This window comes from Prevotella sp. P4-98, from assembly GCF_002251405.1.
GTDB lineage: Bacteria > Bacteroidota > Bacteroidia > Bacteroidales > Bacteroidaceae > Prevotella.
The window spans coordinates 1-25,924 of record NZ_NPJC01000028.1; the positions used below are offsets into that span (position 1 = coordinate 1).

Here is a 25,924-nt window from a genome sequence, read left to right on the forward strand (position 1 = left end):
TGTTACTTTAAGCTTTGATCACTATAAAGTTACTGATAATCAGCCACTTAACCAAATTTTATTAGTTATATTACGTTAATTAACTCCTTCATTTTCAAACGATTACGTTAGAATTAACAGAGTATTGTGTTAATCGCATAGCGGAAAAACACTTGTCTATTTGAGCCGTTTTGTATAGTCAATAGCCTTGCCGTTTCAATCTACAGGTCATTCCGGTATGTATGAGAGATCTATTTGCTTGGGCAGATTGTCTTTCTTCACGAATACTGTTCTTTTATACTTCCCATCCCACGTCATCGTAAACTTCAAGTCTTGATGTAGGGGCACTTGAAAATTGGTTGTGTATGGTGTGATATTTATGTTATAATTACGTGAAGAGTAATATTTGCCATAATTATATACAGGTTTTTCAAATTCACACTCTATGTCATAATACTCAGCACCTTCAGGCTTTGTGTTGGCAAACACTTTAACATATTGGGCTTCCCATAAAATATAATCGCTAACCACATGGTATCTATCTGTCCAGAAAGCATCAATGTCACGAAAATATGTTGCTCGCGTGAAATATTTCTTGTCATCTAAATCAGGGTATAAATAATAGTACTGTTCTAATCCATCATTATTTTCGTCAGTCTTACGAAATATGGTGAACTTATATATGCCGTTCTCGTCAGTCTTTGAAGTGGCTTTTTTACGATTGCAACTAACAATATAAGCACCTCTATAGAAGTAGAATACAACAGGTATATTCTTTACGGGTTGGTTGTTGTGGTCTATTATTCTGCCTGTAATAGTTAGTTGGTCTATTGCATCCGCAGGAGTATCGTCTTCTTCTATTGTACATCCACTGAACAATCCAATGATACACAATGCCAGAATAAGTTTATATGAATACTTCATATCTAAAATAGTTTTAAAAGGTTATAATAGCTATTGTTGGGTCATAAAACACTTGATAATTTCTGCAAATATCGTCTTTTTTTTTTACAGCACAAGGTTTTTTGTGTTAATTAAGGTTAATGGCATAGGAATTTCACTTCAATGGCAGATATTCCCCATCGTTTGTCCACAGAAAAGCCATGATTGTCTTCTTGTTTGCGGACTGTTGCTGACTGTGTTATGGACGTTGGTATAATATGTTGATAAACAGATGTTTCTCGTGAACAGACGGTCGATGCGAATGCAAAGTAAATTGATTTGCTCAGGAAAACAAATTGATTTCCTTTGCAAAGTAAATTGATTTGCTCAGCAAAACAAATTGTTTTGCTGAGAAGAGCGACTTTCGTTTGAGACATGCAGCAGTTCTTTAGCGCATGAATATCATCGTGACAGTAGGGCAAAATCATTAAAAATGCCGAGTAAATTCATTGAATTTGCTGACCAAATTCAATGAGATTGCTGACCAAATTCAATGAATTTGCAAAACAGCGCACTATCCTTTTGACTATCATGCACTTGCAATGACCTTGTTTTGCTGGTCGCGAAACAGCGATGGCGATACGCCATATTTGCGCTTAAAGGCGCTGCAGAAGTGGCTTTGGTGCTCGTAACCCAGATGATAGCCGATGGTGGAAAGGTGGTTGGTCGTTGATAGGAATGTGGCTGTATTTGATGGGAATGTGCCCAGTAGTTGGTCAGTTGGTGGTCGAATGGTGGTCGAAGCGCGTCAGGACAAAGTCATCGACCACCAGTTAAGCCATTGTATCTCTGTCTGTTAAGCGGTATTGGTGGTCGAGTGGTCGATTTTTTCGACATCGCGTGTGCGCCTGCGTGCGCTCGTGTGCGCGTATGTATGCGAGGAATAATAAGGTCTTTATCTCTCTCCGCTCCTATAGATTTCCGCGAACTATATCTCGTTGACATCCCGAACACACAGGGAAGCAAGCGTCTGATTCGAACTTGCAACATTGCGCATAACAGCACTATGCCTTACGAAGGGCAGACGGACAATAACAACGCATCGCTTGACGTCTGCCCTTATACTTTATTTCTGCAATCCGAAGTCGGCCTGTTGGGCTTCTACCTCTTGCAACAGACGGTTGCGCTCATCTTCCGAAAGTTGGCGAGAAGCTGTTTTCGTGGTAGAAACAGCGGCATTTTCACCTGATGTAGGCTGAATATCGCCCGAAAGCATGGGCAAAGGTGCTGCCACACTCGTCAGTTCAAGGTCGGCAGCGGTAGGTGCGTGAGTGCCAGGGAATGCCACTTCGGCATGAACACGTATTTTTCCAGGAGTGCGAGTTGAACGTATCAGCAGAGGAGCACTACCCCATTCTACCGCACGGGGATTGGCGCCAATGGATGCATCGCCGATGACAGAGCCTTCACCCGATACGGTGAAACGGATTTGGTCTTTAGCAAGACGACGTACATGACCGAGATCGTCGGTCACTTCACATACCACAACGATAAAATCGCTGCCATCTGCCACCAGTTGACGTCCCAATGTATCTACACGAAGACGCAGTTTGGTGCTTCGACGTGAAGGCATACGATCATCACGACAAACCACCTTACCATTGACAATACCCTCTGCCACCATGTGCACACGCTGCCAGTTTTTCTGCGTATAACTCCAGTTGCGTGCCTCAAAGAAGTTCCATGCGCCTTTGAATACCACGGGTTGTGAGGGAGCATGACCAACGGAATGAACCACAGGCAATGTCCAAGAATGAACTCCATCGTAGATAGAAAGTCGCACAGAGTCGCAATTGGAGAACACGGTGACGTCAGCATCAGAGAATTGCGTCATTTCATGGGCTATAAACACCTGAGGTTTCGGATCTGACACAAACGGTTGTAATGTGGCAGAAAACATCTGCAAGGCAGTTTTCGGTTGGCGGAACGCATCATAAATACCTCCCCAGTAGGGATCTGGATGATAACCGCGCTGATGGTCGAAGGGGTGCCATTGACAACCGCCGATAAACTGTCCGGTGGTATGAAACAGTTCGTCGGTGCTCTTGAAAAGGCTCATCGCCTGCATCAGCATAGGTCGTTCACCCCATGACCGCGAAGCCCTGTTGAGATTGTTGTGAGCATACCAGTCGTCAACGAGTTCGCCAAACTCTCTCGTAAAGATGCACTGACGGGGTTTGTCATCCTTGAAATCATCGCCTGGCCAACCATATACAACATCATAATGGTCTGCCACTCCTGCCGAATGAACATCGGCAGCAGCCACAGGACGACCTTCATAGGGATATTCCTCTCGTGTGATTTGCAAGGCATCGAGGGCAAATTTCTTGGGATAGCGCGTTTCGTTGAGGATGGGTTCCCACATCAGAACCGATGGATGGTTGCGGTCGCGACGGATAATCTGACGGGTATTGGCATGTACCTTCTCGTCCCACCCCGGTGTTTTATTCCAGTATTGCCATCCCGGTGTTGCCACAATGACAAAGAGACCGAGTTCGTCGCAAGCATCCATAAATGCAGGATCCTGTGGATAGTGGGCGGTGCGGATGATAGTGAAACCAGCATCACGCAGTCTGCGAGCATCGCGCCACTGCTGAGAGTTGGGCAGTGCGTTGCCCACGTATGCAAAGTCTTGATGACGGTTGGCACCTACCAACTGGTGGTAACGACTGCCATTGAGCCAGAATCCGTCTTTGCCACGAAATTCAAATGACCGGATGCCGATGCGGGTAGTACCGCCATCCATGGGCTGACGACCTTGACGCACATAGGTGTTGACATGATAAAGGGTTGGTGACTCTGGACTCCACAGTTTGGGACGAGCCACTTTGATGCGCTGGCTGACTGTGCGTGTCTCGCCAGGAGCCAGTCGCAACGAGGTAACGACACGTTTTCCTGTCTCCTGCAATACATTGGTCACGGTCAGCGTCACAGGCTGCTGACCAGTATTAGCCACTTCGGTATTGACACACACCACGGCTTTTTCGCTACTGATGTTCTCACAATGCACGAAAATACCGCCTCCTGCCACACGGTTTGCCTCGATGGCATCGGTGATATGCACCATACCTTTGGCTATCAGCCATACATCACGGTAGATGCCACCATGATAGGCAAAATCGAGCGTCATCTGTGGTTTGCCTGGAGGAAAACTCTTATCGTCACTATTATCAGCCATAACAGCTACCAAAACATCATCGCCGGCAGTCAGACCGAGCTTCGTCAGCGATATGGTAATAGGCAGATAGCCGCCTTCATGACGTTTCACTTCACGACCGTTGACATAAACCACCTGTTTGCCCATGATGGCTTCGAAATGGAGGCTGACGTCTTTACCAGCAGTTTGGGTTGGCATCACGAAGCGTTTACGATACCATGCCACACCCTGATAGTTACGGCAGCCACTGGCTTCGGCAGGCATCAACTGTACGGTATGGGGAGTGGAAACCACTTCCCAAGCGTGATCATCATAGTCAGTGCGGTTGGCTTCAGGCACATCGCCCAGATGGAAACGCCATCCGTTGTTGAAATTCCACACGGTTCTGCCACTGCCTTCGAGAGGGAACAATCCTGCAACGGATGGTACATCGGCTGCATGCAGTCCCATGACAAGCGTCACCATGAGTAATAAGGTATAAAATCTGTTCATTGTTTGTTACTTGTTTCTATGTTCTGCCCCTATCGGCCATCTGCACGAAAAAGGGGAATATGTTCGATTTTATCTTTGTTCTTACGTCTGTCGTCATGCTACATCCTGCTTCGGCGGAATGTATGGATGACCACACACCAACTGAGGCAAAAGTCAGAAATCAGTACGGAATGATGACACAGGCAAACCATCGTGCATTAAATCACCCACTGCCCAGTCGGACCATGCATAACGTACTGCCACAGGATGGGCAACGCTGTCGGACTTCACATAAACGCGATTACGGGCTATCCACACATGGTTAGCAGGATGGAACACACTGTCGCGACCAGCCACTTCAAAGAGTTTTGAGGTGGTGCCATGTTCGAAATAAACCCATTCCTTACTCCGGTCAAACTGTACCACGGCAGTATCTCCCTGAAATTCTACTTTGCTATAAGTAGCGAAATCGGGCAACCCCTTCACGCCGTAAGTGTTTGTAAGGGCAAGCAGAGCCAGTCGTTCGCCGGCTTGTCGTTTCATGCGTGGATGAATGCCATATTCCAAACCGGCATCCATCAACACCGCCATACGGGCATGGGGTATGCGCTGCTCAGCCAAGAGTTGTTGTTCGCGCAAGAGTTGGCTACCGCTCCAATTGATGAGACTATAATCGTAGGGAGCTATCTGACAATAGTAGAATGGAAAATCGCCTTGCTTCCAGTCGGCACGCCATCCTCGTACCATGGTTTCCAACAGTGAGGCATAGTAGTCGTAACGGGGCACATTATCCTCACCTTGATACCAAATAGCACCACGCATGGCATAACCGATAAGGGGACGAAGCTGTCCATTATATAAAGCGGTGGGGCAACGCTGCTTCAACCGATTCACATCCTTCTCATCACGAGGGAGTGTCACCTTTGGAAATGCCTTCAACCAGTCGGCTGCCATCCATGCTTCACAAGCAGAACCACCCCAGGCGGTGACGATGAGCCCAACGGGAACATCAAGTTGCTGACGCAGCGCACGTCCGAAATAATAGGCGGTGGCAGAGAAATTGCGCACGCTCTCACTGTTGGCCTCGCTCCATTCGCCTTCTACATCGGTTTGTGGAGTGATTGCAGCATGGCGTTTGACGGTGAAAAGGCGCATTTTTGTATCTTTACAGCGCAAGAGTTCTTCGGTTGTTCCCTCTACAGGCTGCATCTTGAAACCTTTCATGGGCATCTCCATATTCGACTGTCCGCTACAAATCCATACCTCGCCAACGAGCACATTGCTAAGCATGGTCTTTTCACCGTCGTCGATAGAGATGGTGAAAGGGCCTCCCGCTGTGGGAGTTGTGATGGTGATAGAGAAACTGCCGTCGGCATTAACACGGCTTTTCCATTTACCATGAGTCCATGAAGCAGTAACGACCAAAGGGGCACCAGGTGTCGCTGTGCCCCAAAGCCGACATTCAGTTTGCTGCTGAAGCACCATGCCATCGGCAAAAAAGCGAGGCATCACGACCTTGGCTTGCACCAAGGTGCAGAGACACAAAAGCGGAAGGGATAGTAGAAGTCTTTTCATTATTGTTGTTTTGTTGCTTTAGTAATACGGATAATGGGTTGGGCAAGGAGACCTGCAGGCAATAGGCTGTCGCCCTTGGTGCGGTATCGGGCATTGGTCCAAATGCCATCAAACGGGGCTTTGCCTGCATCAGCACCACGCAAAGCATTATGCCAAGTGTTGGTAACGGCGATGCGCAACGTATTGTTGCCACGATGCAGAGCATTGGTAATATCTACCTCGTAAGGGGATGTCCATACAATGCCACAGTCGGTTTCGTTGACCCAAATCTGCGCCACATCTCTAACATCAGGCAACGAGAGATAATAGCGTTGTCCCTTTTTTACCTTGATTTTGAAGTTTGTGGTATAAGTAGCACGACCACTATAATAGCGGATACTATCGTTGGATGACGCTGTCCAATCAGCAAGTGGTTGCTGCTGGAGACTGACACCATTGTTGTGGAAGTGGATATCCCATGGTGCTGTGGTGAGCACATGGTGTTGAAGCGTTGTTTCGGGCGCATTTCCTTGTGACTCATCTGTAAATATAACAAATGCCGAACCATAGGCTGACAAGGTTAACATCAGTTCGGTTCTTCCGTTGGAATGGCGGAAAACTGGTTGTTCCTGCTTCCCATCGATAGGATAATAGATATGAGGAACACCTTTAGTGGTGCGCAGCGATATGGTCATGGTGCGTGCGCTGTCCAGCTGATTGGCAAGGAAATATATCTCTGTATTGCCATCACGACGATGGTTGAATGCCACTCCTTCGGGCAATAAGGCATCAGGGCCGATGACATCGAGGGTGTCTTGGCAATAAGGTGTGCGGATGATGCGCACGCCTTGACTTTCGAGTTCAGCAATGCGACGCTTGGAGGCATCGGAAACGAATGAGCCTTGTGGCACGACGAGCGCCTTATAATCAAACCTTCCATTCTGCAATCCGTCAGGATTCATCGAGTCGTAGCAGTAGCCATGAAGGGCATTGACCCAATTCTTGAGGTCTATGATACCTGCAGAATGGCGCACTCCAACGGGACTTTCTTCCATGGGTTGCCCCTCATTGGCAAGGCGCCGTGCCTCATCAGCTATGCGGTCGGTACCAAAAAGACCGGGCAACATGGGCACAAGACGGTCGGGAGTAAGTGATCGAGACGGCATTTCGTCACCAGTAAATACGGCAATATCTACTACGGGAACACCACGTTGAAGCCATTCTTGGCATCGGGTGATGTAATCGACCATACCCTTGGCCTCACGAAACCAAGTTTGGTCACGTTGGAAGAAAAGTCCGATTCCATCGAGAGTCATACCTGGGCGGCGGTCCATCCATGGGTTGTGGGTGTTGACATGAAAGAACAGTCTATTCATGCCCAATGCCAAATTGCGATCAAGCAATGGTTTGATCATGGCTGGAGTTTCATTCCAAACACCACGAATCTCGGTAAATCCCTCTGCCTGAACGATGGTTTTGCCATAAACATGCGCTCCACTGATGGCATCAAGCATATCGTTGGGTTTGTCATGTGTGGGAGAATTGAGCCAAAACTCACCCATCGGAAAATCCACATAGCGGTAGTGGGTCAGTCCATCACTAATCATGGTGGGGGCAACACTCTCTGAGGAAAGACATACTCCATATTGACGGGCCTTGCGGGCTGCCGTGGCAAAGAACACATCGTTGATGAGATGGTCAATGGTGGTACGGATGTCACGCAACACGCGATCATCTCCCGGCATCGGAATGCCTGCATAAACGGGAAGGAAAGGTAAAAGGTCGTAACCACAACGCCGCTGAAACTCATCAGCAAACGACGCTGACCAGTTTTGCGACCCACATTCCCAAGAGTCAATATGAATATAGCGCACTACGTTGGAATGGGGTCTTTTCATAAACTGTCCAAACCAACTGTCAATTTGTTTCTCTACTGTTTTCTGTGTGAATTTATCACACTCCAGTCCCTTACCTCCACCTGCAGTGGCATTGGTGTGACCTGTAGCGGTATGGCCAAAACGAACAATACGCCATATTCCATTGCCCAACGGATGTCTGGGGCTACCATCCTTGTCGAGCATCACCACTTCTGGAAAATCTGTCGAAGGACTGTTGTTGGTGGCTATGCGCCACACACTACCATTCTTGGCTTCATACTGATCGATGACAGCATCGGCCCCCAAACGGATATCACGTATTTTCAACGTAGGTGCCCATTTAGCAGCATCAAGATCTTCACTACCGGGTTCGGTGCCTACAGGCGTCCAATAACAACGAAAATATCGGGCTGTGGTGGCAGGAAGACTATAGGTATAGTTCTGATCGGTATTCTGCCATCCTTGTCGGGGAGGTGTCAATTGGCGTACCAACTGATAGGTTACACCATCCGTACTGGCTTCAATACGCAATCGCTGCGCCTGCACATTGTTGCCACTGGGCACGATATGGATACTTCGTACTTGTTGCGGAGCATCGAAAGAAAACTCGATAAAACCGGGTGTTCTCGCACGAAATACTCCCTTTTCATCGCGTTTGATCGTTCCGCCTTCATGGGGTTTGGGCAATGGTGATGCCACACGAACGGCAAAAGCGGCAATATCACGATAGAAACCCAAATGGCCGGGATGAGCTTGGGGCAAGGCAAATGTGGAATGACGTCGGCCGATATGTACGATGGTGTCGGTCCATACCACCTGTTGCATCGATTCTTCAGGACTAATCCAAGGACCGCCTGCCAAGGCAAAGCCATCGCAGATATGCACACCCATCTGCATCTGTAGTGAGTCACTCTGCTCCATGGCATAGTCAACCATCTGCCAAAAGGTGGGTGTGAGTTGCTGGGCAGTGCCTTGATAGTCGGGCCGTTCACCCACACCACGTATGGGCATGAGGTAACAGCCTTCCAATCCCACATCTTTCATGGCTTGAAGATCTGCTTTGATGGCTTGTTTGCTTACTGCACCGTACATCCAATACCAGAATGTCCAGGGGCGCGACGAGGCATGTGCTTGCATGCCAAGTGTCAAAAGGGCAATGCTGATGAGATATTTCTTCATTCGAACGAGAGTATTGCGGTGATGGAATCTGAACCTTCTGCCCAATAGGGTTGTGCAGAAGGACCATTGAGATCGGTGGTATTAACCTTGTTGCGCACAGCAGGAATGGCTCTCAAGAGCGAAACACCAGTTTCTGGCAAGGTATAGAGCAGGTGGTCACGGCCATCACGTGGCTGGTAAATACCTACATAGGCATTAGGCTGACGGATGCCGATAACGCCCTCTTTTGTTTCAAGTTGCATCCAGTTGACGGTAGAGAAATAACCTTTAAACTCAGGATATTCGAAGGTTTCACCAGGAATGGGATCATTATAGGCAGTGGTCCAATAGCCATATTGTGGGCCATCGAGGCGATTTTGCCATACACGATAAGGGCCATTGCCCACCCAGCGTTTGCCTTTCACCTGCTGTTCTGGATAATCGAAAGTAATACCCAACAGATCTACCACACCATTGAAATACCAATGGGCGGTCAGTCTCACACTACCATCGGCCATAAAGGTCCATTCCACTTGACTTAGAGAACCATGTCTGTAGGTAGCAACGAGTGTGGAATCATTCCATGAAAAACCATCGAAAGTACCTTGATCAGCATAAGTGATATAGTCGGTTTTCTTCTTAAATGCCTCTTTATCATCATGGTTATAGAAGCCATCATCGGAACGGTCGCTACGTTTGGCTGCTACGAAACGGGGACCATTAGCAAAGGAAATGATACGATTTGCCACAGTAACAGACTGAAGACAACCGTTTTTCCTCGAGAACGTATAGTGGCGACCACCCACGGCAACAGTGGTTGTAGTGTCGGTCTCATGCGGTTGGAGCTGTTGAGCTACGACAGGTTTATCAGCAATGAACTCCTCTGCGAAGCGCCAGGTATAGATTTCCTCACCTTGCGGATTGCATACTGTCACGAGGAGTGTGCCTTCTGGCTGTTGGGGTAAAGTAATATATCCCTCGCCATGAGGATTGATATCGGGTGAAGGCAATGAGCCTTGTGCCAATACCTTAGTGGCTGATTCCCCGTAGCGAGGCATTACCACATACTGATAGGTAAAACGGCAATCCTTCAGCGAAGTAAAATCATAATGGTTTGCCACTTTCAATCGGTTGCCCTCCCTACTGATTTGTACGGGACACCATATTTCACGGATAGTATAATAAGAGCCTTCTTTCTCCATATGGGGACCTACAATGCCATCGGAGGCAAAGTTACCCATACAATCGACAAGTCCATTCATATCGGTACGCACCACACCTTGATCCATCAAATCCCATAGAAAACCGCCGGCACAACGTGGATTGGACATCATGAGGTGCCAGTAGTCTTTCAGTCCAGCTCCATGTCCGCCATCATAGAGGCCATGAAGAAATTCGGTAGGCATGAAGATTTCTTTCTGTCTCATGTATTCTGCCGTTTCACCCCACGAACGGTAATGTTTGGTTTCAAAGCCATTGCGATTGGCCCAAGGATAGAGCACCACACGCTGTTGAAGGTCAAAACGATGGAAAACAGGTTCGAGGTCGTAGTTAAACCCGCCTTCATTGCCATTACTCCAAAAGATGATAGAAGGATGATTGCAGTCACGAGTGACCATTTCTTCCGCTAGTTGCGACCCAACAATAGTGCCGTGTGCCCAATGCCAACCAGGAAGTTCACACTCTACATAGAGTCCGAGCGAGTCACAAGCATCAAGAAATTCAGGGTCTGCAGGATAATGAGACAAGCGTACTGCATTCATATTCATTGACTTGATAAGCTTGACGTCTTCTATATTTTTGGCTTTTGACAGGGTGCGACCGGTTTCTGGACGGAAAGAATGACGGTTGACGCCCTTGAATATAACTTTCTTGCCATTGATAAACACGCCATCTTCGGCATCGCCATTATAAGTATGGCGGTATTCAATGGTGCGGAAACCAAACTTCTGACGTTCGACATGAAGCAAACGGCCACCACTATCACGCAAAGAGAATACTGCTGTATAGCGATAGGGTTGTTCGGCATTCCACAAGCGGGGATGGCTGACCATGAAATCTATCAGGGTATGGTCACTACCAACAGCAAATCTGTTACTATGGGCAATGGTTTTACCACCCTCATCAACAATTTCCACTCCTACTGTAGAACCGGGAACAGCACGGTTCAGATTGACTTCTGCTCGCATACGACCATCAGCTTTCGCATCTATGGCTATTCGCTGGATGTTGAGAGCTGGTTTCGCCACGATGAAGACAGGGCGCCAAATACCGCCGAAATTCCAATAATCGGCACGACGTTCAGCAAGATTCACTTGTGGATCAGCACTCTCCTTTGACACTTCCACCTCAAGGCGATTAGCCTTTTTGCCGAAGAAAACACGGTCAGAAACATCAAACTGAAAACGGGTAAAACCGCCTTGATGCAGTCCAGAACCAGCTTTACGCCCATTGATGGTCACTCGCGCATCGGTAAAGACAGCTTCAAAGGTAAGCAGAATCTGTCTGCCCCGCCATGCTTCAGGCAATTGGAAGGTAGTACGATAATGTCCTTTCTCATCAGCAATGCCTTCGGGAGTTGCCTTGCCATAAAAGCGCATACCATATTGGTAAGTACCAAAACCTTGCAGTTCCCAGCACGACGGCACTCCAATCTTAGTCCATTGTCCGCTGTTGCGACCATCAGTACACCGGAAATCCCACTGCACCATATCGTCAGCACCGTGCCCGGAGAGATACTGTCGTTCGGTTTCTACCGACGGTTGAGCCTGAGTTGCAAGGATAACCATGCTAGCCAGAGCAGAAAAAATCAGTCGTTTCATGTCGTTATTTATTTTATAATAAGGACGCACGAGTACACGTTATGTCATCATCTATACACAGCATACTTGGACTATCCTAAGGGCATAGGACAAGATAGAATAGTAGTAAGAGGCAAATAAAAAAAGCACATGTCAGAACTGCACGACAAATACGCTATCGAGACTTCTTTCCCAAAGAAAGAAAAATTCGCTCTTTCAATCTAGCAGTTTCCTCACTGCTGAGGAATGAACAATCATCAAGATGCATCAAAATATCGCATGCGGTGAGAAATGCATGATGGGCACGATAGGGCGCAGTAATATAGGTTTCCCATCGGGAAACCATCGATGTGTCGCGGTCGAGTACGTAGCGGATGAAATCATCATCACACAAAAACTCATCAACCTGGGTATAATAGTGCTTTTTCACGTGCCTCGTCTTTTTCTAATGACGTATAGGCACATCTGTTGTCATCACTGAATAGTCTGTAAGACACCTGCTGATTCGCGCAATTTCAACATACCACGGTGCATCAAGTTACGTACTGAATGGTAGTTCATCTGCATACGCTCACACACCTCAGGATATTTACGACCTTCCAAATAGTAAAGGGTGATGGCTTCACGCTGTCGCGGTGTGAGACATTGCATCAATGCTGCCACTTGTTGAAATTGCATCTGTTCGTCTTCGATCAATAAGTATCCTTGTTCCACATCGCAGTCAGCTGCTCGTCCTGCATAACACTCTACTTCATTGTCGCTGCAAAATGACTGATGACGAAAGGCGTCAAGGAGACGGTTCTTCATAGAGATGACCAGATAAGAGGCAAAATTCTTAATATCTGTCTGCTCGCTTCGTTTACTATATACCTTAAGGAAAACTTCCTGAATGCAATCTTTCAGCAACTCTTCATTATGTGTCATGCGCAATCCATAAGTATATAAAGGTTGTACATACATTTCGTACAACTCGGCAAAGGCTGCATCGCTGCCCTTGCTGAATTCGGTGAGGAGCGTCTGAGTACGCGCTCTTTGCGTTTCTGTAGTCATTGTTGTTAGGTAGTATATGTGTGTAGTAGTTTGTTTGTTTTCTGATGACAAAGTTAAGAAGAATTGATTTATATCAACCGGAAAAACAAATAAGAAAATGGGAAAAATCGTGAAATACCGATTTTTCCCATTATTTAAGTCATTTTTTACGAATCCAGTATATACCTCGTTCGGTAAACTCTATTTGCCGTCGCACCATTCCTTTCTCGGTGATATCGCCAGTTTTCGCATCTATCTGCATATATTTATAGGTAGAAGAACTGGCAAGCGGCAGACTCAATGGTGTACTGGTTGTCTTATATACCACATAGCCACAATCACCTTGCAACAGGTAGTTGTCGTCAATTTTCTGCGGTTTCATCGAGGTTATGTCACGCAAAAACATCTTATCATTCACCGGGACATTAGCACATGAACCACCTGCCATCAAAGCTGCCCAGCCCATTTCAGGATACTTTTGGGCGGAATAGATGACTGCTTTATCAGGATAGCTGGTGCGATATTCCGCTACGGCACGATACACGTCATCAAAACGCACACTACCACCACGGATTTTACGCATATACTGGCGTGGTGCCATATTCATACCACCCGGCGGTGCATATTGTCCTTTTTGATGGTTGTACCATTGTTCGATGTCGATGATATCGACAATTTTTGAGCGTATAGGATCGTTCAGAATACTATCCTGCACATCCTTTGTGACAGCCAGTGCCACCAAAGTGCGACCATTTTCTGTTTCCCATTCAGCAACCACATCGAGCCAGAAGCGCACAAATGGCAGGGGACCGGTAAATTCCTCACCAATGGAATGTACCACATTAGGCTGTCCTTTGAAAGCATCAAGCATCTGACGGATATATTGCCGATGAAGCGGACGGAGGCTTTCGTTGGTAGTATCGTAGAAAAGTTGAGCGGTGAAGATACGCTTGTCACCTGTAAAATTGACTGGTTCCAAGAATGGTGTATGGTTCACATTATTGGCAGTACGCCATGGACAATCAACCCAATGGGCACCAGCCTCCAAGATATTGTGCTGAAAATAGTGTTGGTTTTTGAGTAGGATACCTATGTCTTGCGATTTTTCAGCAAACTGACGAAGACGATAGAAATACCACAGATTAGGTTTGGTCAAATCGTAGAGCGACAATCCATCCCATGCTGTACCTTGTCCGCTACGGGCAAAAGGCTGTTCAAAGAACGGTGCCCATACGTCACCATTCTTACGACGGATGCGTTCATGGTCATCGCGTCGGCGGTCAGTCCATAGACCATAGTTTTGGCTGAATATTACTGTGTGCGATTTTTTCATGGTTTCTACCACACTATCCACACGGTCGGTGAGACCAGTACCTTCTTCGCTAGGTACGAAACGAGTGAGTGCAGCTTTGGCTTTAGGCAGGAAACTACTTATCGTGCGACCAGACCACCAAGGCGTTTGATGCTTCTGTCCAACCAATACAGCACCATTTTTGGTAATCCAACCATTGGTTAGGGCATAGACGGACGGATTCTGTACCGATGGTTTCGGAGATTTACAGACCAAAGGTTTAATCGGTGTAATGTCTGCTTCAAAATGTGCGGAATCAATCCAAGCCTCCATCGTAGTACGTGGCAACAGGGCTTCTGTCGACATTTTCATCGCCACTTCCATAGTAGGCGAACTGCTTGCAGTAGTATTTCGCTCCAACACACGGCATCGTTTATCTATCTCATCCCGATCGGTAGTTAGGCGTTTCAATAATTGGTCACGATACGCACTGTAGGGTTTGACATGTTCGTTCATCTTGGAATACTCACCATTGCCTACTATCTGTCCCCAACAACCAATTGAATAATTGCGATTCAGCGTATCAGGTGAATAGCAGAACAAACCTGCAGCCGTACACTGCCAAAGCGTGCTATTGGCGGTATTCCAGCCTGCACCAAACTTCTCCAACTCCAGATTACGGAACAAAAGATCGTTGCCATCAATGTTGACAAGGTCAAACAACAGACCTGGCGCCATGGAAGAGATACTGCCACTGGGACCATACGATTGCCAACTGTCACACTGTACAAAGGCATTGGGACCTGGAGCAGTATGTCCGGCAGCATAGTCGTTGATGCCATATTCGGAATAACAACGCTGAAAGAGTGTTTTTTCGCCCAATACTAAATAGGTGCGACGACGTAAACCACCAATCTCTGACACAGGAGCCAATGACTTGCAGTCTTCAACAGTGACCTGAGAAGCGCTGCGACCTACGACAACCGAAGAACCTGCAAAATGTCGGAAGGTGACCATACGTACCCAGCAATTCTCAGCATCAGTAATTGATACGCCATCCCAACAGTGGTTTTCATCTTTCGGCAAGGTGCGGTCGTAATCAGATTCAAGTGTAAGATTCTCTACGCCGCAACGTTCAAGGAGCCCTGGTTGGGTATAGGCAACAGCCTTAGCCCCGCCCCACCGTTGTTCTATCGAGAGGGTTACGGGAGCGTCGAGCGCCAGTGTATTGCCCTTATACGACATGATACGGCGATTCCAACGCAGATCAATATCCCCAGGATGCCATGCCCAATACCCCATCCGCTGGCCTCCGCCAAACGATTCGCAACCGAGTGAGCGAATCCAATCTGCAGTAGAAGGCCGCCATACAAGGAGTCGGGTGCCAGTAGTCCATGTTTTGGGTAATGACTTAACACCTATGGATAGAGCGCCAGCAGGCGTATTTTCCACATCAACAGTATCTCCATAGATGCGCTGGGGTTGTCCTTCGATATAGAGTAGCGCTCCCCTGTCGTATCCTGTCTTGCGCAGAATGGTGCGGTCGCGACCACTTCCACGAAGCACCACGCCACTGGTTCTTATACGTAATGGAGTGGCAAGGTTAAAGACACCGTCCCCCAACAATACCGCACCACGGACACCCAATCGAGCATCGGGTTTCTGCCGACTTACCATGTCAATGGCCTGTTGAATCAACGGAGCATCATCACCACCTGTAGGTTGCACATAGACCTTCACGGCAGCATCAGGAATCGGCTGTTCCGAACGTTCATACCCACAATACGAGTAATCCATCGGCAACACTTGGGCTGCCGATGGAATTACCATAAGTAGGAAAAGGAGTTGTAAGAATCCCTTTTTCATCATTTTTCTGTTTTCTTTTGTTGTTCTATGCGTTTGTACCATGCCTCACGTTCAGCTTTCAGATTATATCCTCTTGCTGTGAGCCAATTGTTAATGCGCCCTTTGTATTTGCCAAACCAACCATGCTTCTTATTAGAATTTTCGGCATCCATGGCAAATTCGCGTGCCTCTTTCAACCATGCCAGAATCTGTGTTTTTTCTTCATCCTTGAGTGATGGTATCATTTCAAGGTGAGCCTGATATGTTTTGGGCACCACGCCATAGGTCATTCCATCTTTCACAGCCTCTACCTGACTATCGTTAAGATAGAGCGAAAGAGCTGCTGTAAACTCGAAATGATGCTTGTAGAGTTCTGCATCTCGACTGCGTTCTGCACATTCTATAATATGCTGACGCTGCTTGGAATCAGCCACCGAGTCTTTGGCAAAGCGTTTTTGCTGTGCACAAGTCTCGTGGATATCGTTGAGCAGGAAGTAACGGTTAGCTATGATATGGCATACATTCTCAGCCTGTTGGGCATCGGCGAGCTTAAGACCATTCACTATTTTCTGCGATCGTGCCTTGATAGTCTCCACATATTGCGCATCGCGGCCTTCGCTCTTCAGCGCCACTTGAGCTATTGCCGAAATAGCAGAGAAGAACAGAAAGCATACGATAGTTGCACATTTTATCATGGTTTTCATCATTGTCAATACCTTGTATTACATCAGTTTACCCTTGGCAGCAAGTGTATCGTAGTTGTTGTTGAGATTACGCCAATCCACTTTGCTCTTGGGATCGATGCCATTGATGTACTTTTCTATATTGGTGTATCCATCGCCATTGCAGTCACCGTTAGCGTCAGAAGGATCGTTAGGATTCAATCCGTTGGCAATTTCCCACTCATCAGGCATACCGTCGCCATCGGTATCTACCCATGGTGTCCAAGCCTTATATTCAGGATAGCCACCCATCTGACGGGGATCAGTAATGACACCTTGTTTGTAACTGTCCTGCTGAAGACGACGATGTTTGAAGAATCCCTGTTCGTTTTTCGACTTATCGTGTAGTCCCCACATGTCGCCATAGGGATTGTCTTTTACTTTCTTCTCATACTTCTCCACGAAGTATGCCTGTCCGGTACGCACCTCATCACAGATACGCTGATCGACGATATCACGTGAGGGAATAGTAGCTCCAGCATTTGACAATACCCAGTCGAAGGCTTTCTCTGCACCCATGATGTTGACAAATGGCATTTCGAAAGGTTCGTTGCTACGCATCAGAGCGAGTTCTGTAGCATCAATATCACCATCCTTGTCGGCAGTCTGTATGCCGCCATTCCAGTTGTTGCGCGTCACTTCATCATATCCTTCCATGATATTGCCAGTAGCATACACACGTCCAAACTGCTTAAAGGGGAAGAGATTGACGCTACGGCTCTCCGATTTTACAATGCGGTGTCCCACTGGTGTGTTTTTCGGAGTGAGAGGACCTGGTTTATAATAGTTGTTGATGAAGTTGGACATGGTAGTAAACTCACCTCCATCAGCAGTACGGTGTACCCAGTTATAAACCACGTTGTTGACGAAGTTGAACACACCGCCCCATCCTATACTTGGGTTACGTCCAGTATTATCTGCCCAAAGGTTGCGCATAAATGTGGCATTTTCGCCACCGATGGTAGAACCAAAAGCATGGTTCCATGTATCAAGTGCTTTAGCAGAGATGGTGTTCTGAATGGTAACATTAACTGTAGGCACCTTTCGTTTGGGTTTTCCATCCTTCATGTCAAACATGTGGCGATAGAATGAAATATTCTCATCCAGTCCCCATTCACATGAACAGTGGTCGATCATAATATTGCCCACAGGGTTTCCACCGAAGGAATCCTCGCGATGCCATACCAGAGTTTCACCTCTACGGAAGCGCATGTGGCGCACGATAACATCGTGGGTATCCACCTGAAACGACTCGCCAGCAATAATCACACCTTCACCGGGAGCAGTCTGTCCGGCAATAGTGATATATGGCGCACGTACAAAGATGGGGGATTTCAGACGGATGATGCCCGATACGTTGAATACAACGATGCGTGCACCGCCCTGTTCACATGCCCAACGGAACGATCCGGGACCATCGTCATTGAGATTGGTGACAGTCAATACCTTTCCGCCACGGCCTCCAAAGGTGTACATACCGCCTCCCTCAGCTCCGGGGAAAGCGGGGATTTTTGCCTGACGAAGGTCGTATGGACGCGAAGCCCAAGGCACATAGGGTTTTCCTTCCTGTGCCTCTTTCACCACGATGGGGAATGCTACTGCCCAAGCTGAGTCGCTATGGGCTTGCCACTTATTCTCCAAAGAGTCAATCAGTTTTTTTGCTTCCTGTGTGATCTGTGGATACTGGGCTTTGGCTGTTGCAGGAAACAGCAGAGTGGCTGCCATTGCAGCCATCAAAACAGAGTGTTTCATTGTTTCTTATGTAGATTTTATTGTAGTTGGCTGTGGTATTCGACTATAATAATGACGAAAGGTTTAAAGAAATGTACCTATTTATCACAGGATTTTTTTCTGAGGAGATGGGCGGGGGCTGATGGGCCGAGGTTTCTATAGGGAATAGGTTTTCTAGAAAACTTAGCCCGCTCCTCAAAAAAAGGAATCCCTTGCACCGATGATGCAAGAGATTCCTTTTGATATGTTTGTTTCAGATTATTCAGCAGTCAGCGGGTCAAACGTACCCATCGCACCACCGTTATTAGCGTCTTCCCATCCAATGGTTTGGGGCAAACCGATATTCTTTTCTGAGATAGCCGACGAGAAGCCAAGGAAATAGTACTTCGCACGGAAGTTGGTATAGAGATCCACCTTTGTCGACTCACCATTGGTCTCACGGGCGTCGCCCTTCTTCAGTTTGCGCACGAGGTTGTCGCCATACCATGACTTCAGCGTCTCCAACTGGTCGGTCAGGTCGTTGCGCAAGTCAACGCCAGCAGGACGCGTCACGCCAGCCTTCACCAAAGGATCCGAGTCATAGGTGGTCTTGCCGACGCCATACTTATCAGCAGTACGGAACTCCATGTTCTCACGACGCTGACCGTTGAAAGGCTTGAAGCCGAGCCATGTGCAGGTATTGCCACCCCATCCTTTCAGCACCTTGGCACCGATAGAGGCGAAGTTTGCACCACCATCGAAGAGCAACCAGCGACGCATGTCGTCGAAGCGCTTACCCTCATAGGCAAACTCCACCTGGCGCTCATAGAGGATTTCGCTCATGCAAGTGGCCTGATCGCCTGGCAGATCATAGGCGGGAACGCCAGCACGCTGACGCACCTGATTGACATAGCCCACAGCATCGTTCAACTGACCGGCACCGCAAGCCACCTCAGCGAGGTTGAGCAGCACCTCAGCATAGCGCAGTTCGATGAGCTGTGCTGCTGAATGGAAGGGCGCGCCATTGCCAGACTGTGTAGGATTGTAGGTGTAGAGAGCAGAAGGATTGACATCGAGGTCATCACTCTTTTTGCGCACGTAGATGCCCTGACGGCTAGCGAGCAAGTTGTCGGCACCATAAGAGTTGCCACTTTCAGCATTGCCCTGGTCGTCGAGCGTGGTGTACCACACATAGTTCCAAAGCACATAGTTCTTGCCATCCGATGGGTTGTTGGCATTGGCAGACGAAGCATCGCCATTATAGGCCCAGCGGAAACCAGGCATAGCGAAGGTGCGATAGAAACGTGGGTCGCGGTCCATGAATGGATAGTTGGCATCGTAAGTATACTTGGAAGTAGGCAGTTTGGTATAGGTTTCCATGCCCTCAGGAATCTTACCATCAGCCATGGGGAACATATCTACGAGCATAGCCGAAGCATTCTTGCCCGAGCCACAAGTATTCTTAGGACGGATGCCGTTCTCCCAGTTGTTATTCTTCTGGTTGTCGGCACCTGTGCCCTTGATGTTGTTGTGGAGTGTCACAAAGACAGCCTCAGGGTTTTGTCCTACCTGAGTGAACTGAGCGGCGAAGTCGCTACCATTCACGTTGTTGGCGGTTTGATAGAGGCCATAGCCACAAGCATTGATCTTGGCGAGGTCGGCCTTCATCTCGGTGTAGGCATTGGTCCAACGGCTTTCATCGTTGTCGCGGTTGAAGAGTGGACTTGCCCAAAGCAGCAGCACGCGGCCTTTCAGGGCTAGAGCCGTACCCGTGGTGACGCGTCCCCAGTTGTCTGAGTCCCATCCGCCATTGGTAGTCTTAGCCTCAAGCAGTTCAGCCGACTGCTTCAAGTCTTCAAGGATGAAGTTGATGCTGGCCTCAGCCGAAGAACGATTGGTGAACGAAGTCTCCACGGGATCGAGTGGTTCGGTCACGAGGGGCACGCCACCATACCATTTCACGAGGTTGTAGTAGCACCAGGCACGGAGGAAGTAAGCCTGTCCGAGCATGATATTCTTATTATCCTCGCTGAGTGTGCACTCTTTGATGTTTTTGATAAAGTCGTTGATATTGCGAATACGACCATAGCAGAGTTCCTGGATATTGCCGTCCGAACCCTTGAAATAGTCGGGTACGCTGGTACCCGTAGTTGTCGACGATAGTTCGTTTTGCGGGTCAACGAATGCGCCGAAGCCGCTATATTCCTCTGTAGATTTGGCAGCGTCGTCGGCATTGCCGCATGAGGGGAACTTCCAAGAGATGTTGCTCACCTGTGGCAACGACCAAGCATAGAGGTCATTGAGGCGGCCGTTGGCACCCTCGATATAGTTATATACGTCCTTGTTGACATTGTCGTAGTTCTTCTTTTCCTCAAGGAACGAGTCGCTACAAGCCGAGAAAGCAGCCACTGTCAACAGACCGAAACTGAAATATTTAATTGTTTTTTTCATATTCTTATACTATTATATATAATGTGTCCCAATAATGAATTAGAACGAGAGGTTGACACCAACAGTCCACTTGCGGAGGTTAGGATAGCTGCCGTAAGTGCCTGCCATAGGATTCATAAACTTATCAGGATAGGGGTTGTAGAAGTTGAGCACGTTCTGACCCGTCACGTTGACACGGATGTTGTTGATACCAAATTTCTTGTAGAGGCTTGAAGGAATGGTATAAGCCAAGGTCAGACGGTTGAGGGCCACACGTGCAGCACTCACTCTCCAGAACGAAGAGGTCACGGCATTCACATTGCTATAAGCCAGGTTAGGATACTGTGCGTCGCGGTTGGCTTCCATCAGCAGATTTCCGCTTCCATCATAGATATCCTGATATACAAACATGTTGTCGGGATTCCAGAACGACGGCATGTTGCAGTATTCCAGGCTACCGTTGGGTTTCAGAGCAGCCGAAGGCACTACGGTGTAGCCACCCCAGCTTGCGCCAAACTGAGCGGTGAGCGAGATGCCCTTCCATTCAGCGCCGGCATTGATGGTGAATCCATAAGGGTTGGTGCGGTTGGAGAGTTGCACCTGATCGAGCTCCTCGTCCACGTTGTGGTCGGGACCAGCATAAGTGCCGTTCTCTTGCAATGCGCCACGCACATCCTTATAGATCAGCATACCTGGGCGAACCTGTTCTTTGGTCATGCCCATATAGGTGCCATAGCTGCCGTCTTCCTTCTTCATATACATGTCGAAGTATTCGTTGATGTCCTGGAATGAACGGAACATGCCAATGCACTGCATACCCCAGAGTCCCATGTCGGTACGATGTCCCTTGGTAATTTGGCGATACAGTGAGTTGCCAGTCACCCAGTCCATCACGAGGACCTCATTGTCGCGATAGCCAGTGTTGAGACCAATGCGATATTTGAAGTCCTTGCCAATCTTGTCACGCCAGTTGACGCTGAGCTCCCATCCCCAGCTGTTCATCTCGCCGAGGTTGACAGCGGCACTCTGAGTACCAACGGTAGAAGGCACGCTCTGCTTGATGTTCATCAGCATTTCGCGGTTCTTCTCATTGTAGTATTCAGCAGAAACGGCGAGTCGCTTGTTGAGCACCTGGAAGTCAACACCGATGTTGGTCTTGTAGGACTTGTCCCAATGCACGTCGCGGTTGACGGCCGAGTTATTTTTATTGATGGTGATACGGCTACCCGAATCGATGTTCGCACCCGTACCGAAGATGATACCCTTGTTGGCATCCTGTGCATAGACCTGCATCCACTGCCAAGCAGCGGTGTTGTCACGACCGGTCATACCCCAGCTGGCACGCAGTTTGAGGAAGTCAACCCAAGATGCAGCTTTCTGGAACCATTTCTCTTCGCTGATTACCCAACCTGCTGATACTGCAGGGAATGTTCCCCAATAGTTTTCTGGAGCAAATTTAGTAGAAGCGTCAGAGCGGAGCAAGAATTCGAAGAGGTATTTATCAGCATAAGCGTAGTTGATACGTCCGATGTACGACATCGTACCGCTCTCACTGCGGGTGAACACCGTGGTGCGTTCGCCGCTAGCCGAGTTATACTGACCTGTGGTGAAGGGATAAGGAGTCTGACGCTGACCTTCGAGGTATTCACTCTCGGCCTCCGACTTCTCAATGGCGAAGAGCGCGTTGACATGATGCTGTCCGAAGTCACGCGCATAGGTTGCGGTGAAGTTCATCTGATAGTTGTCGGTGCGTGTCATGGTGCGGTAGAGCATATCGCCGTTGGCTCTTTCGAGAGCCACGAAGTTGCTATTGGCGAGATAGTCGAAGCCCTCTTCATCGCCAGATGTTGGTGTATAGAGGTGCTGACCGCTACCATAGCGTTGGTTCATCTTATAGAGTGTGAAGTGAGAACCATACTGGTTGTTCTTCGTGTTGTTGATACTCTTCGAGTAAGAGAACTTCAGTTTCAGTCCTTTGAGGATGTTGCTCCATCCGAAGTCGTAGGTGATGCCAGCGTTGATGTTCATGTTGTTGCTCATCGAACGGCTGTAGTCGCCATTGTTCTGCAGCACCGAGAAGTTGTAGTTCTGGTTTTGGTTCACCTCCGAGTTGCTGACTCCATAGGCAGCCATAGGCATGCCGTTGACATATTCGGGAATATATCCTGGGTGAGTGAGCAGCAGGTTATAGTCTTTCTCATTGCCCGAACCGCCCACTTTCACGAGTGGTGTATTCTTTTTGCCATAGTCGCCGCTGATGGTCAGATTGGCACCTAGCCACTTGCTGACCTTCACGTCGATGCCGGCGCGATAGTTCCAGCGGTTGTAGTCGAGGCGTCCGAGGTTACCGTCCTGTGTGAAGTAAGAAATACCTCCAAAGTAACTGACACGCTCCGTGGCACCGCTGATATTGGCAGAATGCTTCTGCGTGAATCCTGTCTCCCAGTTGTCGCCCAGCAAATCATAATTGAGATTCTTCATAGCCTCGAGCTCATCCTTCTGAAAGAGTGCGGTGGTCTTGTTGAGCGAAGTGTTGGTGGGGTCGGCGGCAGCCACTGCATTGTAGAGACGACCATAGTTATAGGTGCTCAGCATTTTGGGGCGAGCCACCTCATCGGTAAAACCGAAGGTTCCGCTATAGCTGATGGTTGGTTTGCCAATCTTACCCTTTTTGGTGGTCACGAGGATTACACCATTGGCAGCACGTGCACCATAAACGGCGGCAGAAGCGTCTTTCAATACAGAGATGCTCTCCACTTCAGAGGGATCGAGGTTATTGAATGCCTCAGCACCGAGGTTTTGGGTGCTGTTGCCAATCTTGATATCATTGGGATATACATAACCATCGATAACGAAGAGAGGCTCCTGTGCGCTGACGCCCACGGAACCGAGTGAGTTGGTATCACGTATCTTAATGGTGGCGCGCTCGCCTGGACGGGCATCACCGCCACTAACCGACATACCATTAACCAGTCCGCTCAGTGTAGAAGCCAGTCCGCCTGCAGCAATATCCTGCACGTCGTTCATATCTACTGTGGCTACTGATCCGGTGAGGTGTGCTTTCTTCTGTGCACCATAACCTACTACTACCACTTCGTCAAGACTTTGGCGGTCTTCCTGCAGGGAGATCTTTCCTCCGGGCAATACGGTCTGTGGCAGATAGCCGATATAAGAGATGACAACCTTTTGTCCTTTCTGCACATTGATTTTATAAGTACCGTTGACGTCGGTGACCGTACCAGTCTTGGTGCCCGACACCATAACGGATGCGCCGATGACGGGTTCGCCGTTTTCATCGACCACGCTACCCGTAACGGTCTGGTTCTGGGCCATGACTGGTGCGGCAGCAAAAGCCATCATCGTACCCAGACATATTCTTGCAATAAACTTTCTCATACTGTGTTCAGTTATATTTTTTGGTCGTTAATGGATTAGTTCTTCCAACGTGGGTCGCCAATAGTACTTGAGATAGCACCTGTGGCTTTGAAATTGATACCGTAGTTGGGCTGTGTGAAGTCGAGTTCTTTCTTGGTCTCAGCGACATCGATACCGATTTCTTCTTCTGTTGCATACTTGCCTTTGTCGGTGCCATCAACTGAGTTGGCAATGCCCTGAATGGTGTTCAGCTCCTGATGGAAGGTCTTGGTGCAGTTGCCCTGAATGAACTTTTGCAGACGGAAACAGTCGTAGAAGATATTGTTATCGAAGGTGATAACATACTCCTTGCGGTTAGGAGTGTTGTTACCAAACTCTTTCTTGTCATAAACGCGCACGAAGGTATTGTCCATCATGGTGCAGCTACCGTCGGCTGTGGGGAATGCACGATCCAAGTCTTTGTTATTGAAACGGAACATGCGGTTCTTGCTGTTGCTTACAATGTTGTAGATGGTGCTCTCCTTGATGGTGATACTCTTGATGCCACCATACCAGAATGAGCCACCGCTTGGAGCCTTGAAGCCGTTAGAGAATCCGCAGATGATGGCACCGTTGGAGTTCTTCATACCATCGTTGTTCAACTGAACCACGCAATTCATCACGCGCACATCGGCGATACCCCATGAGCACTCGCCCACTGAAAAGAGTCCGTCACATACGTTTTTGAAGGCGCAATCCTGGATGACGATAGGATCTTGCAGGATATAGACATCGGCTGGTTTGCCACCGTTCTTACCGGCACCCACCTTCTGGGCTTCGGCTGAACATGATGCAGGAGGCTCTGGTGACATCTCGATGACACCACCCTTACGATTGATGGCGCTACAGTCGAATTTAATAAACTTCACTTTAAGCTGTGCTGAAGTGAAGATGGCAGCTTTCTCGCCCATCACCACAGTGGCATGGTCGAGTTTGTTACCGCGCAAAGTCATCTTGTTGGTTTTGAAATCTACTGCGGTGTTGCAGGTGTATTGACCGCCTGCTTCCAACTCGAAGGCCTGTTCGTTTTCGCTGTCCTGCATATTGGCAGCAACGAATTCGGCAATATCCTGACCGGCAGGAATAGTGATGGCAGGCACCAGTGTGCTGTACTTCACTGCCTCAGGAGCATCGGCCTCGGTATTGTTCAATCGGGTGTTGCCCATGGTGTGGACCTTCACCTCGTAGTTGGTGTCCTCTGCTTTGGGGAATGTGAACGATGTTCCATCTACAGTACCCTTAGCGAGTTCTACTGGCTTTGTGGGGTCGTCCACATTGTAAGCCTCATACTCGTAGCCACCGGCACCAGCTACGGTTTCCCATTTCACAATGACGCTCTCACTTCCGTCGGAATTGACCTGCGAACCGAAGGTCAGTTCTGGGTTTGTGAGCTTGCTGTTGGTAACAGAGCTAACGAACTGCTCTTCTGTGAAACCGTCTTCTGCACATGAGGCAAGCATCAGCGCACCAGCACCTACGAGGGCTATGGCACACATTTTACCTGATGTAAAGATTCGATTTTTGTTCATAGAATAAATCATTTT

Annotated in this window: 14 protein-coding genes; all 14 read right to left on the reverse strand. The window is 48.3% G+C overall.

All coding sequences use genetic code 11. The features are described from left to right. Nucleotides 1–207: 207 nt before the first annotated feature. Nucleotides 208–903: an Ig-like domain-containing protein gene (locus tag CIK96_RS04425; RefSeq protein WP_094439894.1), complete on the reverse strand. Its 696-nt coding sequence runs from the start codon at nucleotides 901–903 to the stop codon at nucleotides 208–210. A gap of 547 nt (nucleotides 904–1,450) precedes the next feature. After that, entirely contained in the window at nucleotides 1,451–1,654 is a 204-nt protein-coding gene (locus CIK96_RS13675) for an AraC family transcriptional regulator (protein WP_094435036.1), read from the reverse strand. A gap of 333 nt (nucleotides 1,655–1,987) precedes the next feature. Then, on the reverse strand, nucleotides 1,988–4,570 hold the full coding sequence (locus CIK96_RS04435; protein WP_094439895.1) for a glycoside hydrolase family 2 TIM barrel-domain containing protein: 2,583 nt from the start codon (nucleotides 4,568–4,570) through the stop codon (nucleotides 1,988–1,990). A gap of 153 nt (nucleotides 4,571–4,723) precedes the next feature. Next, nucleotides 4,724–6,124 (reverse strand): sialate O-acetylesterase, encoded by a 1,401-nt coding sequence (locus CIK96_RS04440; RefSeq protein WP_094439896.1) that lies wholly within the window; start codon nucleotides 6,122–6,124, stop codon nucleotides 4,724–4,726. After that, nucleotides 6,124–9,159, reverse strand: coding sequence for a glycosyl hydrolase (locus tag CIK96_RS04445; protein ID WP_094439898.1), 3,036 nt, complete (start codon nucleotides 9,157–9,159; stop codon nucleotides 6,124–6,126). The genes CIK96_RS04440 and CIK96_RS04445 overlap by 1 nt, the downstream gene beginning before the upstream one ends. Beyond that, nucleotides 9,156–11,960, reverse strand: coding sequence for a glycoside hydrolase family 2 TIM barrel-domain containing protein (locus CIK96_RS04450; protein ID WP_094439900.1), 2,805 nt, complete (start codon nucleotides 11,958–11,960; stop codon nucleotides 9,156–9,158). Before CIK96_RS04450 ends, CIK96_RS04445 begins: the two co-directional genes overlap by 4 nt. Before the next feature lie 154 nt (nucleotides 11,961–12,114). Further along, nucleotides 12,115–12,369 carry a hypothetical protein gene (locus CIK96_RS04455; protein ID WP_094439902.1) on the reverse strand — a complete coding sequence of 85 codons (255 nt, stop codon included), beginning with the start codon at nucleotides 12,367–12,369 and terminating at the stop codon, nucleotides 12,115–12,117. A 44-nt stretch (nucleotides 12,370–12,413) separates the two neighbouring features. Beyond that, complete coding sequence (locus tag CIK96_RS04460) at nucleotides 12,414–12,989, reverse strand: RNA polymerase sigma factor (protein WP_094434718.1); 576 nt, start codon at nucleotides 12,987–12,989, stop codon at nucleotides 12,414–12,416. 139 nt (nucleotides 12,990–13,128) lie between these two features. Beyond that, a complete protein-coding gene (locus CIK96_RS04465) occupies nucleotides 13,129–16,128 on the reverse strand; it encodes a DUF6298 domain-containing protein (protein WP_254047079.1) in 3,000 nt (999 codons plus the stop codon). Next, complete coding sequence (locus CIK96_RS04470) at nucleotides 16,125–16,799, reverse strand: DUF3826 domain-containing protein (RefSeq protein ID WP_094391564.1); 675 nt, start codon at nucleotides 16,797–16,799, stop codon at nucleotides 16,125–16,127. The genes CIK96_RS04465 and CIK96_RS04470 overlap by 4 nt, the downstream gene beginning before the upstream one ends. A gap of 27 nt (nucleotides 16,800–16,826) precedes the next feature. Beyond that, the gene (locus CIK96_RS04475) at nucleotides 16,827–18,578 is read right to left on the reverse strand and encodes a polysaccharide lyase (protein ID WP_094439904.1); all 1,752 of its coding nucleotides are present in this window, start codon (nucleotides 18,576–18,578) and stop codon (nucleotides 16,827–16,829) included. 237 nt (nucleotides 18,579–18,815) lie between these two features. After that, the gene (locus tag CIK96_RS04480) at nucleotides 18,816–20,987 is read right to left on the reverse strand and encodes a RagB/SusD family nutrient uptake outer membrane protein (protein WP_094439905.1); all 2,172 of its coding nucleotides are present in this window, start codon (nucleotides 20,985–20,987) and stop codon (nucleotides 18,816–18,818) included. Between the two features lie 39 nt (nucleotides 20,988–21,026). Continuing rightward, nucleotides 21,027–24,362: a TonB-dependent receptor gene (locus CIK96_RS04485; protein ID WP_254046677.1), complete on the reverse strand. Its 3,336-nt coding sequence runs from the start codon at nucleotides 24,360–24,362 to the stop codon at nucleotides 21,027–21,029. Between the two features lie 35 nt (nucleotides 24,363–24,397). Further along, on the reverse strand, nucleotides 24,398–25,909 hold the full coding sequence (locus tag CIK96_RS04490; RefSeq protein ID WP_158214826.1) for a DUF4992 family lipoprotein: 1,512 nt from the start codon (nucleotides 25,907–25,909) through the stop codon (nucleotides 24,398–24,400). Nucleotides 25,910–25,924 lie beyond the last annotated feature (15 nt).